Genomic DNA, 15,010 nt, shown 5'->3' with positions numbered 1-15,010 from the left:
GCTTTTGCCCCATCTGTCGGAAAAGTTCGAAGGATTGCCCGGAACCCCCTCCCCAGCCGACCGCGTCATGGTCTGCTCGTTGGCGGAGAGGAGACCACAGTGCGTACCGTTCTTGTGTGCGTTCGGACACCACTCGCGGCCCAGCACCTTACTTCTGCTGCCGCGCGGCTGGGGTTGTCCGCGATCGTTCGTACCGCCGTCTCTGATCCCGAGGTGATGCTGCGGCTGGCCGAGCGGCCGGCCGACGTGGTCCTGGCCGACACGGCACTCACCCGGCCGGACAGCGCCGGCTTCGTCCGCCGGGTGTTGGCGCGTGCGCCGCAGGCGGCCGTGCTGCTGCTCGGCACCGAGGAGTCCGAGGCCGCGGCGGCCACCATCAGCGCCGGCGCCCGGGGGCTCATCCAAAACGTCGACCATGACCTGACCAGCGCGGTGGCGAAGGCGCTACTGCTGCTCACCGCGCCCGGTCGAGCCTCCCGGCAGCGGATCACCGATCCCGCTCGGGATGCGGCGGCGGTGGGTGGTTCCGGCCGCTCCGGGCCGTCGCCGCGCGGATCCGGTGAGCCCGGCTGGGCGGCCACTGCCGCCGACGGACCTGCCGGGGTGGCGTCGGTGCCGGTGCAGCGGGGCGACGACGAGGCGGAGGCGGGGACCGGCGAGTCGGCGGGGCAGACCGACCCGGGCCGTCCCGCCCCGAACGCCCGACCCAGTCGGGCGTCGATCGGCCTCACCGAGCGTGAGCTTCAGGTGCTGCTCGGGATGGCCGAGGGCAAGAGCAACGCGGAGATCGGCCGGGAGCTGTTCGTCTCGGAGGACACCGTCAAGACGCACGCCCGCCGGTTGTTCCGCAAGCTTGGCGCCCGGGACCGTGCGCACGCGGTGGCGGCAGGCTTCCGCGCCGGTCTGGTCGCCTGACATACGCCCGCCGCGCGGCAGCCGGGCCCGCCGCGCGGCAGCAGGGCGCCCGGGACGCGCGGCAGCAGGGGGCGGCGTGGCAGCGGGACACGCTCAGTGGCAGCGGGGACACCCGCCGCCGGCGGCGTCACTTGGTGGCGGTCGGGGCGCCCGGCTCGTCCTCGGTGCCCTCGGACAGGGTGTCGTGCACCCCATCCGCGTAACCCCGGGCGTAGTCCCAGGTCACGTAGTGGTCCGGGTCGGGGTCGTAGGCGGGCTCGTGCACCCGCGGGCGGCCCGAGTTGAGCAGGTGCCGCAGGTTGCCGCGGAGCAGGTCCCAGTCGAAGTAGTGGGGCTCGCGACAGTCCTCGCATTCGATCACCAACCCGCGGACCCCGATCGGGGCCAGCAGAGCCTGGTAGATCTCCAGGTCAGCGAGGTCTTCCAGCACATCCTGCCGCTCGACGTCGGTCAGCGGATCCGGCGTCGCGTCATCGCCCGGGTCATCCAGACCCGCGGTCGGATCGGCCGGGTCGCCATTGAACGGGTCGATGGGCTCGTCGTGCACCCCCTCACCGTAGACCCAACGCGGCGCGAACGTCCGCCCCCCGGCCTCCGCGCCGGCCGGCCTGCCACGGACGGGTCGCCCAGCTCACTGGGTACGATGAGGCGACGTGCCGGCATCGTGGCGCGCTCCGGTGCCCGCCCGCGCCACCTCGCTGAAGCCCATCCGAGCAGCTCAGGGGAGCAATCGTGGAAAATTCGCCCAGCACCGATCTTCCGGCCGGCGTCGAGCACGCCGACCTGGGCGGCCACCTGCCCGAGCTGCCGGCCGGCTCTGCCCGGGTGGTTCCGCTCGGCCTCACCTTCGACGACGTGCTGCTTCAGCCGGGCGAGTCGGACGTGGTGCCCAGCCGGGTCAACACCCGGACGAAGCTCACCCGCAACATCGAGTTGTCGATTCCGCTGCTGTCCAGCGCGATGGACACGGTGACCGAAGCCCGGATGGCGATCGCCATGGCCCGCCAGGGCGGCATCGGCGTCTTGCACCGCAACCTGTCCCTGGAGGACCAGGCGCTCCAGGTCGACCTGGTGAAGCGCTCCGAGTCCGGCATGATCACCAACCCGGTGACCGCCAGCCCTGACGACACGCTGCGCGAGGTCGACGAGCTGTGCGGGCGTTACCGCATCTCCGGCGTACCGGTGGTGGACGGCGACGGCCAGCTGGTCGGCATCGTCACCAACCGGGACATGCGTTTCGTCTCCGAGCCGAACACTCCGGTCCGCGAGATCATGACCCACACCCCGCTGGTCACCGCGCAGGTCGGGGTGAGCAAGGACGACGCCCTGGCGCTGCTGCGTCAGCACAAGGTCGAGAAGCTGCCGATCATCGACGACTCGGGCCGGCTGCGTGGCCTGATCACCGTCAAGGACTTCACGAAGAGCGAGCAGTACCCGGACGCCAGCAAGGACGACGCCGGCCGGCTGCGGGTCGCGGCCGCGATCGGTGTGGGCGAGGACGCGTACAAGCGGGCTCGTGCCCTGGTCGACGCGGGTGTCGACGTGCTGATCGTGGACACCGCGCACGGTCACCAGCGGGCCGTGCTGGACATGGTCCGCCGGCTCAAGGCAGACGTGACTGTCGACATCATGGGCGGCAACGTGGCCACGTACGCCGGCGCGAAGGCGCTGGTCGAGGCCGGCGCCGACGGCGTCAAGGTGGGCGTGGGGCCGGGCGCGATCTGCACCACCCGGATCGTCGCCGGGGTCGGCGTGCCGCAGGTGACCGCGATCATGGAGGCGGCCCGGGCCGCCCGCCCGGCCGGCGTGCCGGTGATCGGCGACGGCGGCATCCAATATTCCGGCGACATCGCCAAGGCCCTGGTGGCCGGCGCCGACACGGTGATGCTCGGCAGCCTGCTGGCCGGCTGCGAGGAGAGCCCCGGCGAGCTGATCTTCGTCAACGGCAAGCAGTTCAAGACGTACCGCGGGATGGGGTCGCTCGGCGCGATGCAGTCCCGGGGTCAGGCCAAGTCGTACAGCAAGGACCGCTACTTCCAGCAGGACGTGCTCAGCGACGACAAGCTGGTCCCCGAGGGCGTGGAGGGTCAGGTGCCCTACCGGGGGCCGCTCTCCCGGGTGGCCCACCAGCTGGTCGGCGGTCTGCGACTGGCCATGGGATACGCCGGTGCGGAGAACATCCCCGATCTGCACCGCCGGGGCCAGCTCATCCGGATCACCGCGGCTGGCCTGAAGGAGAGCCACCCGCACGACATCCAGATGACCGTCGAGGCGCCCAACTACCACACCCGCTGACCCACCACCCCCAACCACCTGGAGTCCCCCATGCGTGACGTGGTCGAGATCGGGCTGGGCAAGACCGCGCAGCGCGGCTACCACCTGGACGACATCGCCATCGTGCCGAGCCGCCGCACCCGGGACGTCGATGACGTCTCGACGTCCTGGCAGCTCGACGCGTACCCGTTCGGCATTCCGTGCGTCGGCCACCCCTCCGACGCCACAATGAGCCCGTCCTCGGCGGTGCGTCTCGGTCAGCTCGGCGGCCTCGGCGTGCTCAACGTCGAAGGGCTGTGGACCCGCTACGAGAACCCGACGAAGGTGCTGGACGAGCTGGCCGGCCTCGACGAGGAGGCCCGCGCCACCAAGCGGCTCCAGGAGGTGTACGCCGAGCCGATCCGCCCCGACCTGATCGCGGAGCGGGTCCGCGAGCTGCGCGCCGGTGGCGGCACGGTGGCGGTGCGGGTCTCTCCGCAGCACACCCTCGCGCTGGCGCCGGTGATCCTGGACGCCGGGGTGGACATCCTGGTCATCCAGGGCACCATCGTCTCGGCCGAGCATGTGTCGACCACCGATGAGCCGCTGAACCTCAAGGAGTTCATCGCCGACCTCGACCTGCCGGTGATCGTCGGTGGCTGCACTGACTACAAGACGGCGCTGCACCTGATGCGTACCGGCGCGGCCGGCGTGATCGTGGGCATCGGTGGCGACGAGTGGTCGACCACCGAGTCGGTTCTGGGCATCCGGGTGCCGATGGCCACCGCGATCGCCGACGCCGCGGCGGCCCGCCGTGACTACCTGGACGAGACCGGCGGCCGGTACGTGCACCTGATCGCCGACGGTGACATCCAGACCTCGGGTGACATCGCCAAGGCGCTCGGCTGCGGCGCGGACGCGGTGATGCTCGGTGAGCCGCTGTCGCTCTGCGAGGAGGCCCCCGCCGGTGGTGCCTGGTGGCACTCGGCGGCGAGCCACCCGTCGCTGCCCCGGGGTGCGTTCGAGGTTTCCGGTGAGCCGCTCGGGTCGATGGAGCAGCTGCTCTTCGGGCCGGCGGACGAGGCCGACGGCCAGCTCAACCTGTTCGGTGGGCTGCGTCGGGCGATGGCCAAGTGCGGTTACCGCGACCTGAAGGAGTTCCAGAAGGTCGGTCTGGTCCTCGACCGCTGACCGATCCGTCAGACGCCGGAAGGCCGGCCCCGCGTGCTGCGGGGCCGGCCTTCGTCGCATTTCAGCGCAGAGTCACTTCTCCACGTAGATGGTCAGGTCGGACATGTTGCGGTAGCTGGTCGCCGCGAAGTCGAGCGACTGGCCCTTGTTGTCCGCACCGCCGGGGGCGGTGTCCATCTCCCAGTTGGCGTGGTGGAAGTTGCGCTCGCCGATGGTCTGGAAGAACTGCTGGAAGTTGAGGTCGCCGTCGCCCAGCGGGGTCATCTGGTAGCCGTTGGGCACGCTGGTGTCCCGGTCGCCGTCCTTGGCGTGGAAGAGCGGGAACCGGGTGGTCCGGTCGGCCACTGTGAGGATCGGGTCGAACAGGTCGGTCACCTCCTGACCGGCCGGGTTGACGTACTTCTGGTGCTTGTAGCGGGCCACGTAGGCCCAGTAGATGTCGAGCTCGAAGAAGACGTACCGCGGGTCGGTGATCTCGAAGAAGTACTCCAGCCGGCGGATGCCGGAGGACCGGGTCTGCCGGCCCTGCGCGTCGCGCGGGCCCCGGTCGATGAGGAAGTTGTACGCGGCGTCGTGGTTGTGCGTGTAGAGCCGCATGCCTCGGGCCTTGGCCTGCCGGCCCAGCTCGTTCCAGATGTCCGCGGCGGCGTCCCACTCGGCCTTGTACGCGCTGCTGGTCGGGTCGCTGCCGGTGCCGATGTTCTTCATGCCGAGTTCCTCGGCGATGTCCAGTTGTTGCTGGAAGGTGGCCGGCTGGATCGAGGCGTGGGTGCCGTTGGCCACCAGGCCGTTGTCGTCGAGGATCTTGCGGATCTCGGCGGGGGTGATCTGCCGGCCCAGGATCTCGGTGCTCTGGGTGTAGCCGGCGAACTCGATCTCCTTGTAGCCGATCTCGGCGAGTCGGGCGAGGACGCGCTCGAAGCCGTACGGCACCCCGCTGTCGTCGGGCGCGGCGGTGATCCGGTCACGGACGCTGTAGAGAATGATGCCGCGGTTCCTGGCCGGGATCAGTGGCTCCACCCGCAGCTTGCTCGCGTTGCCGGGGTTGGCGAGCGCGGGGGTGCCGGTGGCGAGGACTGGTAGGCCTGCCGCGCCGATCGCGGCGGCGGCGCCGGCGGACGCGGCGAGCAGGGATCGGCGGCTGAGTCGGCCGGTGGGGGTGGCGCCGGGGGCGGTGTGGTCTGGCATGGTTCCACCTTTCGCGACGGTGGTCGGAGACAGACACTAACGTCGGTCTAAGTCGAAAGAAAGGTTCGATCGACGGCAGCTTTTGTTTGATCCGACGAAAGTCACTGATGATCGTCGATACCAACCGCACGGCCCGTGATGCTGACTACGCTCGTCCTGACCGGGACGCCACAGAAGGGCCGCAACGGCGCAGGAGGCCGGGTGCCGCAGGAGGGGTGGGCATGGTCCTGACCGGACGGAGACTGCGCGTCGCCGCGCTGACCTGCGCGATCGGGCTGGCCGCCACCGGTTGTACCGGCGACGACCGCGACGGCTTCCGGCCCGGTGCCGCCGACGTCGGCGACCCGTACGTGCCGGGGCACGGCAACGGCGGTTACGACGTCGGGCACTACGGCCTCGACGTCCGCTACGACCCGTCGACCGACCTGCTGACCGGTCGGGCCGTCATCACGGCCACCGCCACCCAGGACCTGTCCCGGTTCAACCTGGACCTGGTCGGCCTGGAGGTCCGCGCGGTCAGCGTGGGTGACGCGGCGGCCGAGCACCGGCGTGGCGACGGCGAGTTGGTGGTGACGCCCCGCGACGGCCTGCCGCGCGGTCGGCAGTTCACAGTGACCGTCGAGTACGCGGGCGTCCCCACCGCAGTCGAGGACGGGGCGTTGGGCAGCGGCGGTTTCCTGCACACCGCCGACGGTGCGGTGGCGCTCGGCCAACCCGACTCGGCCGCCACCTGGTTCCCGGTCAACGACCACCCGTCGGACAAGGCCACCTACGACCTGGCGGTGACCGTCCCGGACGGCCTGGCCGCGCTGAGCAACGGCGTACCCGGACCGAAGAGCAGCGCCGACGGCTGGACCACCTGGCGCTGGTCCGAGCGCGCGCCGATGGCCAGCTACCTGAGCACGCTCGTCATCGGTGACTACCGGGTGGTGACCGGCACGCACGCCGGCCGGCCGATGGTCACGGCGGTGGCAGCGAGCCTGCCGGCGACCGGTGGCGCGGCAGCCTCGCTGGCCCGCACCGGCGCGATCGTCGACTTCCTGGCCAGCCGCTTCGGCCCGTACCCGTTCGACTCGTACGGGGGGATCGTGATCGCCGACGACCGGATCGGGTACGCGCTGGAGACCCAGTCCCGGCCGGTCTACGGGCCTGGCTTCTTCGCGGACGACCGGCCCAACCCGAGCGTCGTCGCGCACGAGCTGGCGCACCAGTGGTTCGGCGACAGCGTGTCGCTGACCAGGTGGGGCGACATCTGGCTCAACGAGGGCTTCGCCAGCTACGCCGAGTGGCTGTGGGAGGAGCACGACGGCGGCCGGACCGCCCAGCGCAACTTCGAGATCCAGTACGCGGCGACCGACTGGACGCAGCCGTCGGTCGAGCCGGGCCGGGAGCAGATGTTCGGCTCGGCCGTCTACAAGCGCGGAGCGCTGGCCGTGCACGCGCTGCGCCGGACCGTCGGTGACGACCTCTTCTTCCGCATCCTGCGTACCTGGACCACCGAGCGGGCGGCCGGCAACGCGACCACCGCGGACCTCGTCGCAGTGGCCGAGCGGGTCGCCGGACGGCAACTACGTCCGCTCTTCGACGCCTGGTTGGTGGGTGGGTCGGCTCCCACACTGCCGTGACCCCGCCCCGTTGCCCGGTCGATATGCTGCCGCCTGCGAACGGCGGGTAGGTGCCCGTTCGCGCGGAACGGCGGAGGCCGTTACCGACCACCGTGCGGAAAGGGTGTGGGATGCGGCGGACGCGGCACAGACTGCGAGTGGCTGCCGGCCTGCTGGTGACCGGTGCGCTCGCACTGTCCGGATGCGACTCGGCGGGCTCGGAGACGGCCCCACCACCGAGCGCGTCCCCCACGCCGGCGCGGACGTTCACCGCTGGCGCCGACGGGGTCGGCGACGCCTACTTCCCGACCTACGGCAACGGCGGCTACGACGTCGCGCGGTACGCGGTGAAGGTGCGCTACGACCCGGCCAAGGACCAGTTGACGGGTACGACCACGGTGCGGGCCACCGCCACCGCCGATCTGTCGACGTTCAACCTCGACCTGGCCGGCCTGACCGTCAGCGCGGTCACCGTCGACGGCGCACCGGCGACCCACAGCCGTAAGCGGAACGAGCTGGTGATCAAGCCGGCCTCCGGCCTGATCAACGGCAACGGGTTCGTCGCCGAGATCGCCTACGCGGGCAAGCCGAAGCCGCTGAAGAACGAGACGCTCGGTGACGGCGGCTTCCTGCACACCGCCGACGGTGCCATCGCGCTGGGCCAGCCCGAGTCGGCCAGCACCTGGTTCCCGGTCAACGACCACCCGTCGGACAAGGCGGCCTACGAGTTCGAGGTCGCAGTTCCGGACGGCCTGACCGCGATCAGCAACGGCGTTCCCGGCGGGAAGACCAGCGCGGGCGGTTGGACCACCTGGAAGTGGTCGGAGAAGTCGCCGATGGCCAGCTATCTGAGCACGCTGGTGATCGGCAAGTTCCGGATCACCACCGGTGAGCACAAGGGCCGCCCGGTCTACAGCGCTGTCACCACCACCGAGGCCAAGGGCAACGCGGACGCGTCCATCGCGCAGACCGTCGCGGTGGCCGACTACCTGGAGAGTGTGTTCGGGCCGTACCCGTTCGACGCGTACGGCGGGGTGGTGGTCTCCGACAGCCGGATCTCCTACGCCCTGGAGACGCAGAGCCGACCGGTGTACGCGGCGAGCTTCTTCCGGCAGGGCGAGAACACCGAGGTCGTCGCCCACGAGCTGGCCCACCAGTGGTTCGGCGACAGCGTCGCGTTGGCCAAGTGGGAGGACATCTGGCTCAACGAGGGCTTCGCGACGTACGCGGAGTGGCTCTGGGCCGAGCACACCAAGGCGTACACGGCCAAGGAGGCGTTCGACAACCGGTACGCCAGCATGTCCGCGCAGGTGTGGCAGACACCGCCCGGTAAGCCGGGCGTGGCCAAGCTGTTCAGCGAGTCGGTCTACCAGCGCGGCGGGATGACCCTGCACGCCCTTCGGGTGGCCGTCGGCGACAAGGCGTTCTTCGAGATCGTCAAGACCTGGGCGGCGGAGAAGCGCAACGGCACCGCCACCACTGCCGAGTTCGTGGCCCTGGCCGAGCGGATCTCCGGCAAGCAGCTGGACGCGATCTTCGACGCCTGGCTCTACGGCACGAAAAAGCCCGCCCTGCCCAAGCGGCTCTGAGCGGCGGTCAGTTCTTGACGACCAGGGCGGGGTGGGCGGCCAGGTACGCGTCGGCGCGCCCGGCGCGGAGTTCGGTGAGGAACTTGCGGCCCTCGCTGGTCAGCTGTTCGCCCCGGTAGGCGCTGCCCTTGCCGACGCCGGAACCGGGCAGCCCGACCAGCGTGAAGCGGTTCTTCGGCAGGCCACTGAGGGCGTACGCGATGTCGACGATCCGGCGCCCGCCCACGTAGACAAGCGTGTCGCCCAGCGCGGAGACCACCTGGTCGACGCGCTCCGGTTGCCGGGCCAGGCCCTCGTCCAGGATCTTGCGGGTCATCGCCTTGATCAGCTGCTGCTGGTGACGCTGCCGCGCGTAGTCACCGCCGGTGATGTAGCGCTGCCGCGCGTAGTCCAGCGCCTGCCAGCCGTTGAGGTGCCGGTCGCCCTTCTCGTAGACCTGCTGCGGCCCCTTGTACCCGCCCGGCGCGCTCTCCCGGTACTTGCCGTCCGGTCGGCGGTGCAGCGACTCGACCCGCTGGTCGACGTAGATGTCCACCCCACCCAGGGCGGTGACCAGCTTGTCGAACCCGTTGAAGGTGAGCACCGCGCCCGCGTCGATGCGCAGCCCGGTATAACCGCTGACAGTGCTGCGCAGCAGCTCGTACCCCTGGGCCGTGCTGGGTTGCTTGGGTTTGCCCGGCACCCGGCTGCCGAAGCTCATCGCGTGCGTGAGCTTCGTCTTGCCGCCCTTGTAACCGGCCTTCGGGAACGCCGGGATGTCCACCAGCAGGTCGCGGGGGAGCGAGAAGAGGTACGCCCGATCCAACCCCTTGGGTACGTGCAGCACCAGCACGGCGTCCGAGTGCGGCTCCCACCCGGGCACGCTGACCCGGGTGTCCACACCGACCAGCAGCAGGTTGAGCGGGCCGGTGATGTCCGCGCCCGGCGGTGGGCCGCTGGGGCTCGGAGTCGGCGTGCCGACCGGCGACGGGGTCGGCGAACCGGCCACCGGAGCCCCTCCCGGCTTGTTGTCGCCGGTCAGCCGGGTGATCACCACGGTGCCGGCCGCGATCAGCGCGACGACGGCGAGCGCCGCCAACCCCAGCAGCAGCCACCGTCGGCGCGGCGCCATCGACCCGAGAACCATGTTGGATTCCTTCCACCCGTCTGGTGAACAACGCTCCGACGGGTGCTCCGGGTTGCGGCCGGAAGGCGCCGGGTCGGTCGGCCGGAGCATGATCGCGCAAAAAGTGCCGCTGGCGCGAGCGCTACTCGCGAGTAATGATGCGTGCATGCGGTACGACGTGGTCGTCATCGGGTCCGGCTTTGGTGGCAGCGTCACCGCGCTCCGACTGGCCGAGAAGGGCTACTCGGTCGCGGTGCTGGAAGCCGGCCGCCGCTTCGCCGACGACGAGTTCCCGCAGACGTCCTGGCGGGTCCGCCGGTTCCTCTGGGCACCGAAACTGGGCTGCTACGGCATCCAACGGCTCACCCTGCTCCGCCCGGCCGACCGGCGATCCGGCGGCGGGGTGCTGGTGCTCTCCGGCGCCGGGGTGGGCGGCGGCTCGCTGGTCTACGCCAACACCCTCTACGAACCGCTGCCGGCCTTCTACAGCGACCCGCAGTGGCGGGACATCACCGACTGGCGCGACGAGTTGGCCCACCACTACGACCAGGCGAAACGGATGCTCGGCGTCACCACGTACCCGGTGCACACCGGCGCGGACCGCGCCATGCGCGCGGTGGCCGAGCGGATGGGGGTGGGGCACACCTTCCACGCCACCCCTGTGGGCGTGCACATCGGCCGGCCCGGCCAGCGGATCGCCGACCCGTACTTCGGCGGTGCCGGCCCGGAACGCACCGGCTGCCTGCACTGCGGCTCGTGCATGACCGGCTGCCGGCACGGGGCGAAGAACACGCTGGTCAAGAACTACCTCTGGCTCGCCGAACGGCTCGGGGTCACGGTCCGTCAGTTGACCACTGTGACCGCCGTCCGGCCCGCCGACGGCGGCGGGTACGAGGTGCGCACCGAACGCACCGGCGCCTGGCTGCGCAAGGGTCGGCAGGTCATCCACGCCGACCAGGTGGTCTTCGCCGCCGGGGCGCTCGGCACCCAGCGGTTGCTGCACGGGATGCGGGCCGACGGCGCGCTACCCGGGCTCTCGCCGCGGCTCGGCGAGCTGACCCGGACCAACTCGGAGGCGATCCTCGGCGCCTCGGTGCCGCGCCAACGGGCCCGGTCCGAGCGGTTGGACTACACCGAGGGGGTGGCCATCACCAGCTCGTTCCACCCCGACCCGCAGACACACATCGAGCCGGTCCGCTACGGGCGGGGCTCCAACGCGATGGGGCTGCTCCAGTCACTGCTTGTCGACGGTGGCCCGCACCGGGTACGCCGCTGGCTGGGCAGCATCGTGCGGCAGCCCCGGTTGGCGGCGCGGATGCTGTCGGTACGCGGCTGGTCGGAACGGACGGTGATCGCCCTGGTCATGCAGTCGGTGGACAACTCGCTGACCACCCGGTGGCGGCGTGGCCCGCTCGGCCGCAGGTTGGTCACCGGCCCGGGCCACGGCACGCCCAGCCCGACCTGGATCCCTGCCGGCAACACGGCCGCCCGAATGCTCGCCGACGAGATCGGCGGCACCCCCGGCGGCTCACTCACCGAACCGTTCGACATCCCGATGACCGCGCACATCCTGGGCGGGGCGGTCATCGGGGCCACCCCGGCCGACGGGGTGATCGACCCCTGGCACCGGGTGTACGGGCACGCCGGACTGCACGTGGTCGACGGCGCTGCCGTCTCGGCCAACCTGGGCGTGAACCCGTCCCTGACGATCACCGCACAGGCGGAACGGGCGATGTCCTTCTGGCCCAACAAGGGCGAGCAGGACCCCCGCCCACCCCTCGGTTCCCCGTACCGCCGCCTCGCACCCGTACCCCCGAGAACCCCGGCAGTCCCGGCAGGTGCCCCGGGCGCGCTGCGACCCTGACCGCGGCGATCTTGCAGTTTCGGTCGTTGTCCTGTGGCTTTTGTGTCTTTTGTCGGGACAGAAAGTGCAAGATCGCGGGAGGAGCGGATTGCCGGCGAGCCGGTGCCGGGAGCGGCCGTGACTGTCGGTAGGCTTCGTGCACATGAGCCTGCCTCGCCCAGTCCTCGTGGTGGACTTCGGAGCCCAGTACGCCCAGCTCATCGCCCGCCGGGTCCGTGAGGCGAAGGTCTACTCCGAGATCGTGCCGCACTCGATGCCGATCGCCGAGATGCTGGCGAAGAACCCCGCCGCGATCATCCTCTCCGGTGGTCCGGCCAGCGTCTACGCCCCGGACGCGCCGCAGATCGACGCGGGTGTGTTCAGCGCCGACGTGCCGGTCTTCGGCATCTGCTACGGCTTCCAGGCGATGGCCCAGGCGCTCGGCGGCACCGTCACCAGGACCGGCAACCGTGAGTACGGCGGCACCCCGCTGCGCCCCCGCCTCCTCGACCCCGGCGTGCTGCTGCGTGACCTGCCGGCGGACCTGCCGGTCTGGATGAGCCACGGCGACGCCGTCACCGAGGCGCCCGACGGCTTCACGGTGACCGCCGAGTCGGCCGGTGCGCCGGTCGCCGCCTTCGAGGACCTGGCCGGTCGCCGGGCCGGCGTGCAGTTCCACCCGGAGGTCGGGCACACCGCGCACGGCCAGGAGATGCTCACCCGCTTCCTCTACGACATCGCCGGCATCGAGCCGACCTGGACTCCCGAGAACATCATCGACGAGCAGGTCGCCCGGATCCGCGCCCAGATCGGCGACAAGGAGGTCATCTGCGGCCTCTCCGGCGGGGTGGACTCGGCGGTCGCCGCGGCGCTCGTGCACAAGGCGGTCGGTGACCAGCTGACCTGCGTCTTCGTCGATCACGGTCTGCTGCGCGCCGGCGAGGCCGAGCAGGTGGAGAAGGACTACGTCAGCGCCACCGGCATCAAGCTGAAGGTGGTCGACGCCACCGACCGGTTCCTTGGCGCGCTCGCCGGGGTGATCGACCCGGAGCAGAAGCGCAAGATCATTGGCCGGGAGTTCATCCGGGTCTTCGAGGCCGCAGCCCGCGAGATCGCCGCACACGGCGACGTCGAGTTCCTCGTCCAGGGCACCCTCTACCCCGACGTGGTGGAGTCCGGCGGCGGCACCGGCACCGCCAACATCAAGAGCCACCACAACGTCGGCGGCCTCCCGGAGGACCTGAAGTTCGCGCTGGTCGAGCCGCTGCGCACCCTGTTCAAGGACGAGGTCCGGGCGCTCGGCCTCCAACTGGGCCTGCCCGAGGCGATGGTCTGGCGGCACCCGTTCCCCGGCCCCGGCCTCGCCATCCGGATCATCGGCGCGGTCGACCAGGAACGCCTCGACCTGCTCCGCCAGGCCGACCTGATCGCCCGCGAGGAGCTGACCGCCGCCGGCCTCGACCGGGGTGTCTGGCAGTTCCCGGTGGTGCTGCTCGCCGACGTGCGCAGCGTCGGCGTGCAGGGAGACGGGCGCAGCTACGGGCACCCCGTGGTGCTGCGCCCGGTCTCCAGCGAGGACGCGATGACCGCCGACTGGTCCCGGCTGCCCTACGACGTGGTGGCCCGGATCTCCACCCGGATCACCAACGAGGTCGCCGAGGTCAACCGGGTGGTCCTGGACGTCACCAGCAAGCCGCCGGGCACCATCGAGTGGGAGTGAGCGCCGCTCACGCCGCCGGCGGCATGCTGGGCGGGGTCGCCGGCGGGTAGGGCGGCGTCGGGGCGTACCCCTGCGGTGGTCCGCCGGGCGCGGGCCCGGCGGTGGGCGGCGGGCCGTTCTGCGGCGCGACGCCCGCGGCGTGCGGCCAGGCCGGCGCGCCGGTGGGCTCCTCCGGCATGAGGAACCACATGATCGGGTACGCGAACAACGCGAGCCCGCCGGTGAGCAGGCCGGTGACCGCGAAGATCACCCGGACCAGTGTGGGATCGACGGCGAAGTAGCGGCCGACGCCGCTGGCGACCCCGGCGACCATGCGGTCGGTGGTGGGTCGCCGAAGCTGCTTGTACGGGGCGCGGGGAGCGGTGGTCGATGTCATACCTCTACCGTCCGCGCTGACGCCCGGCCCGCCCTCGGTGACCGCCCGGATCCTTACCCTGACCAATCCCTGACCGGGACCGGATAGTCAGGAATCCGACTCTTTTCCGTTCCGGTAACCCGGCCCGGGGAGAATTTGCTTCCGTGACCACCTTGCTCAAGCCGCTCCGCAGGATCGCGGCATACGCAGTTTGTGCTGATTCAAGCGGCCGAGTCTTGCTGGTCCGCGCATCGGAGCGCTCCGGCACCCCCGGCGCGTGGTCGCTGCCCGGCGGGGCGGTCGACCACGGCGAGGACCCGAACCACACAGTCGTTCGCGAGACCGCCGCCGAAACCGGCCTCTCCGTCGCCGTCTCCAGCCTGGCCGACGTGCTCGCCGACATGCGGGCACTCCCGGACCGCGGCATCACCATCCACACCGACCGTCTGATCTACCGGGTGGCGGTGCGCGGCGGCACCCTTGCGGACCGGGTCGGCGAGCGCCCGACCGACCTGGCCAGGTGGTACACCCTCGACGAGGCGCGCGAGCTGCCGCTGCGCTCGTTCACCGCACGCGCCCTCGGGCTGCCCGCCTCCTCGGCCGACGTGGTGCCCGACGAGGCACCCGAGTTCCCCTCCTTCTACGCGGTGCCCGGCCCCGACGGGCTGCACCGGGCCCAACGCTTCGCCGCGTACGCGGTCTGCACCGACCCCGCCGGCCGAGTGCTGCTCACCCGCATCTCCGACGGTTACCCGGGCGCCGGCTGCTGGCACCTGCCCGGCGGCGGCACCGACTACGGCGAGCAGCCCGGCGCGGCACTCATCCGGGAGCTGGTCGAGGAGACCGGCCAGGCCGGCCGCCTCGTCGAGCTTCTCGGCGTCGCCAGCCACCGCGACGCCGCCTCCCTCGGCCCCGAGGGCTATCCGATCGACTGGCACGGCGTACGCGCCTTCTACCGGGTCGTCGTCGACCAGCCCAACCCGCTCACCGTTGCCGACGTGGGTGGCTCCACCTGTGAGGCCCGCTGGTTCGGCCGCGAGGAGCTGGGCGCCCTCCCCACCGACCGCCTCACCGAGGTGACCGCCGAAGCAGTCCAAGCCGCCCAACTCACCTGACCCCGCCCGGTCCGCGAGGAGCCGGCAGCGCGCCTCGGGCCTCGTGCCCTCGGGCCTCGCGTCCCCGGCGCGCCGGGCCTCGCGTCCGGCGTCCGGCGCCCCGCGGCCCGGCGCCGCGCTGCCCCCACTGCT

12 protein-coding genes are annotated in these 15,010 nt (G+C 71.3%); 8 read left to right on the top strand and 4 right to left on the bottom strand.

Annotated features, from left to right (window positions below):
* The first annotated feature begins 99 nt into the window (after positions 1-99).
* The gene (locus tag NIE79_RS16460) at positions 100-915 is read left to right on the top strand and encodes a helix-turn-helix transcriptional regulator (RefSeq protein WP_238679438.1); all 816 of its coding nucleotides are present in this window, start codon (positions 100-102) and stop codon (positions 913-915) included.
* A 127-nt stretch (positions 916-1,042) separates the two neighbouring features.
* Here the strand turns inward: NIE79_RS16460 and NIE79_RS16455 are convergent, their stop codons facing one another.
* Positions 1,043-1,462, bottom strand: a complete 420-nt coding sequence (locus NIE79_RS16455; protein WP_030337860.1) for a DUF5319 domain-containing protein — start codon at positions 1,460-1,462, stop codon at positions 1,043-1,045.
* A 185-nt stretch (positions 1,463-1,647) separates the two neighbouring features.
* Here NIE79_RS16455 and guaB point away from each other — a divergent pair, with 185 nt between their 5' ends.
* Together guaB and NIE79_RS16445 are read left to right on the top strand one after the other, a co-directional pair.
* Positions 1,648-3,210 (top strand): IMP dehydrogenase, encoded by a 1,563-nt coding sequence (guaB, locus tag NIE79_RS16450; RefSeq protein ID WP_238679437.1) that lies wholly within the window; start codon positions 1,648-1,650, stop codon positions 3,208-3,210.
* 30 nt (positions 3,211-3,240) lie between these two features.
* A complete protein-coding gene (locus NIE79_RS16445) occupies positions 3,241-4,359 on the top strand; it encodes a GuaB3 family IMP dehydrogenase-related protein (protein WP_196919752.1) in 1,119 nt (372 codons plus the stop codon).
* 72 nt (positions 4,360-4,431) lie between these two features.
* On the opposite strand, the gene NIE79_RS16440 is transcribed toward NIE79_RS16445, so the two are convergent.
* Positions 4,432-5,547 (bottom strand): sugar phosphate isomerase/epimerase family protein, encoded by a 1,116-nt coding sequence (locus NIE79_RS16440; protein WP_238679436.1) that lies wholly within the window; start codon positions 5,545-5,547, stop codon positions 4,432-4,434.
* Positions 5,548-5,768: 221 nt separating this feature from the next.
* Here NIE79_RS16440 and NIE79_RS16435 point away from each other — a divergent pair, with 221 nt between their 5' ends.
* Positions 5,769-7,172 (top strand): M1 family metallopeptidase, encoded by a 1,404-nt coding sequence (locus NIE79_RS16435; RefSeq protein ID WP_238679435.1) that lies wholly within the window; start codon positions 5,769-5,771, stop codon positions 7,170-7,172.
* Positions 7,173-7,282: 110 nt separating this feature from the next.
* Positions 7,283-8,740: a M1 family metallopeptidase gene (locus NIE79_RS16430; protein ID WP_238679434.1), complete on the top strand. Its 1,458-nt coding sequence runs from the start codon at positions 7,283-7,285 to the stop codon at positions 8,738-8,740.
* Between the two features lie 7 nt (positions 8,741-8,747).
* Here the strand turns inward: NIE79_RS16430 and NIE79_RS16425 are convergent, their stop codons facing one another.
* Positions 8,748-9,866, bottom strand: coding sequence for an LCP family protein (locus tag NIE79_RS16425; protein ID WP_238679433.1), 1,119 nt, complete (start codon positions 9,864-9,866; stop codon positions 8,748-8,750).
* 145 nt (positions 9,867-10,011) lie between these two features.
* Between NIE79_RS16425 and NIE79_RS16420 the strand changes: the two genes are divergently transcribed.
* Together NIE79_RS16420 and guaA are read left to right on the top strand one after the other, a co-directional pair.
* Positions 10,012-11,709, top strand: a complete 1,698-nt coding sequence (locus NIE79_RS16420; RefSeq protein ID WP_238679432.1) for an FAD-dependent oxidoreductase — start codon at positions 10,012-10,014, stop codon at positions 11,707-11,709.
* A 142-nt stretch (positions 11,710-11,851) separates the two neighbouring features.
* Positions 11,852-13,408, top strand: coding sequence for a glutamine-hydrolyzing GMP synthase (guaA, locus tag NIE79_RS16415; RefSeq protein WP_238679431.1), 1,557 nt, complete (start codon positions 11,852-11,854; stop codon positions 13,406-13,408).
* A gap of 7 nt (positions 13,409-13,415) precedes the next feature.
* On the opposite strand, the gene NIE79_RS16410 is transcribed toward guaA, so the two are convergent.
* Complete coding sequence (locus NIE79_RS16410; protein ID WP_238679430.1) at positions 13,416-13,784, bottom strand: PspC domain-containing protein; 369 nt, start codon at positions 13,782-13,784, stop codon at positions 13,416-13,418.
* 143 nt (positions 13,785-13,927) lie between these two features.
* On the opposite strand from NIE79_RS16410, the gene NIE79_RS16405 reads away from it, so the two are divergent.
* Positions 13,928-14,878 (top strand): NUDIX hydrolase, encoded by a 951-nt coding sequence (locus NIE79_RS16405; protein WP_238679429.1) that lies wholly within the window; start codon positions 13,928-13,930, stop codon positions 14,876-14,878.
* Positions 14,879-15,010: the final 132 nt, after the last annotated feature.

The organism is Micromonospora trifolii (genome assembly GCF_022229005.1).
Lineage (GTDB): Bacteria > Actinomycetota > Actinomycetes > Mycobacteriales > Micromonosporaceae > Micromonospora > Micromonospora trifolii.
The sequence above is the reverse complement of the archived record's forward strand: the minus strand, read 5'-3'. Positions and strand labels throughout refer to the sequence as shown.

Bases quoted from the DNA above. Each gene is read 5' to 3' on its own strand.
- NIE79_RS16445 (WP_196919752.1), top strand. From the start codon at position 3,241: ATGCGTGACGTGGTCGAGATCGGGCTGGGCAAGACCGCGCAGCGCGGC.
- NIE79_RS16425 (WP_238679433.1), bottom strand. From the start codon at position 9,866: ATGGTTCTCGGGTCGATGGCGCCGCGCCGACGGTGGCTGCTGCTGGGG.
- NIE79_RS16410 (WP_238679430.1), bottom strand. From the start codon at position 13,784: ATGACATCGACCACCGCTCCCCGCGCCCCGTACAAGCAGCTTCGGCGA.
- NIE79_RS16435 (WP_238679435.1), top strand. From the start codon at position 5,769: ATGGTCCTGACCGGACGGAGACTGCGCGTCGCCGCGCTGACCTGCGCG.
- NIE79_RS16440 (WP_238679436.1), bottom strand. From the start codon at position 5,547: ATGCCAGACCACACCGCCCCCGGCGCCACCCCCACCGGCCGACTCAGC.
- guaA (WP_238679431.1), top strand. From the start codon at position 11,852: ATGAGCCTGCCTCGCCCAGTCCTCGTGGTGGACTTCGGAGCCCAGTAC.
- NIE79_RS16430 (WP_238679434.1), top strand. From the start codon at position 7,283: ATGCGGCGGACGCGGCACAGACTGCGAGTGGCTGCCGGCCTGCTGGTG.
- NIE79_RS16420 (WP_238679432.1), top strand. From the start codon at position 10,012: ATGCGGTACGACGTGGTCGTCATCGGGTCCGGCTTTGGTGGCAGCGTC.